This is a genomic window from Tritonibacter sp. SIMBA_163, from assembly GCF_046535935.1.
Taxonomy (GTDB): domain Bacteria; phylum Pseudomonadota; class Alphaproteobacteria; order Rhodobacterales; family Rhodobacteraceae; genus Epibacterium; species Epibacterium scottomollicae.
The window spans coordinates 1-1,226 of sequence record NZ_JAWJBP010000068.1 but is presented as its reverse complement, the minus strand read 5'-3'; the positions used below and the strand labels follow the sequence as shown (position 1 = coordinate 1,226).

The following is a 1,226-nucleotide window of genomic DNA, read 5'->3' as shown; positions in this document are numbered from 1 at the left end:
CCATCGGTAGAGTGAACCCCGCTATGAAGCTGAAAACAGACGAGAAAATTCTACGTCGACCCCAGTAAAAATGGGGGACTACCATTTCCCAATTGGGACGCTCACCGACCGCAGGGCCCGCGCCGAATTTCTGTCCTGGCGCGATGAGATGGCGCTCAAATCGCGGCGCCAGGCTGATTATGTCTTCGCAACCTTCGCCTCGATTCTTGCCTGAGCGTATGATCGCGGCCTGACGGACGCCAATCCATGCGAAAAACCGGGAAAGCTGTATCGCGCGAAACGCTCCGAGAGCATCTGGACGCACATTGACGAAGCCGCCTTCCTCAAGACAGCGCCAGAGAGGCTCCGCCTGGCATACCTGATGGCGGTCTGGACCGGGCACACCTGGAGCGCCTACGATGGCACACACATTCGCCTGAGGCAGAACAGCGCCGGGTGGGGATCCCTGTCGCGACGCCCCTGCGAGCTGCGCTGGATGCGGTGGAAAAGAGCGAGACCTCCGAAACCATCCTTACGACCATTCACGGCACCTCTTGGACCAGCTTGGGGTTCAGTGCTTCATGGCGCAAGGCCGTCGCGAGAGCCAAAGTCACAGGGCTTACATTCCACGATCTGAGAGGAACGGCGGTGACGCGTCTGGCCATCGCTGGCTGCTCCGAAGCTGAGATTGCGACCATCACCGGACATAGCATGAAGGACGTCGGAGCCATCCTGGACGAACACTATTTAAGCAGGGATTCGGAGCTCGCAGAATCGGAGATCAAGAAGCTGGAAATGTTCGAAAACAGGAACAAAACTCCCAAATGAACGCCCAAACACAAAGGCTTGGTCAGCGGAGTGTCGGCTTAACTGTTTGATTTTAATGGCAGGGGCATCAGGGTTCGAACCCGAGACCTACGGTTTTGGAGACCGTCGCTCTACCAACTGAGCTATACCCCTGCAGTGCGGCATTTCCTATGCGAGACCGGCGTCCGACGCAAGAGGCAAGTTGCGATTTTCGCGGCTCTCAGCACTCAAGATGCGTAGATTTCTGATTGATACTGCCAAGACGCAGCCCTCCCCGCGTCCCGCTTCATCTTTTCAAAAATACCTCGGAGCGCGAGGCTGCGCCTCGCACAAAAAAGGGCCTCCCGAGGGAGGCCCTTTCCGTTCGAAAATCAGGAGACCTGATTACTCGATGATCTTGGACACAACGCCCGCGCCAACGGTGCGGCCGCCTTCGCGGA

The 1,226-nt window shown here is 57.6% G+C and carries 2 protein-coding genes and 1 tRNA gene; 2 read left to right on the top strand and 1 reads right to left on the bottom strand.

Going from position 1 to position 1,226, the window contains the following annotated elements:
* Positions 1-70 precede the first annotated feature (70 nt).
* Positions 71-214, top strand: coding sequence for a hypothetical protein (locus R0J92_RS21400; protein ID WP_411053119.1), 144 nt, complete (start codon positions 71-73; stop codon positions 212-214).
* Between the two features lie 221 nt (positions 215-435).
* Positions 436-807: a tyrosine-type recombinase/integrase gene (locus R0J92_RS21395; protein WP_411053118.1), complete on the top strand. Its 372-nt coding sequence runs from the start codon at positions 436-438 to the stop codon at positions 805-807.
* Positions 808-863: 56 nt separating this feature from the next.
* Here the strand turns inward: R0J92_RS21395 and R0J92_RS21390 are convergent.
* Positions 864-939 (bottom strand) — tRNA-Trp (locus tag R0J92_RS21390).
* Between the last annotated feature and the right edge of the window lie 287 nt (positions 940-1,226).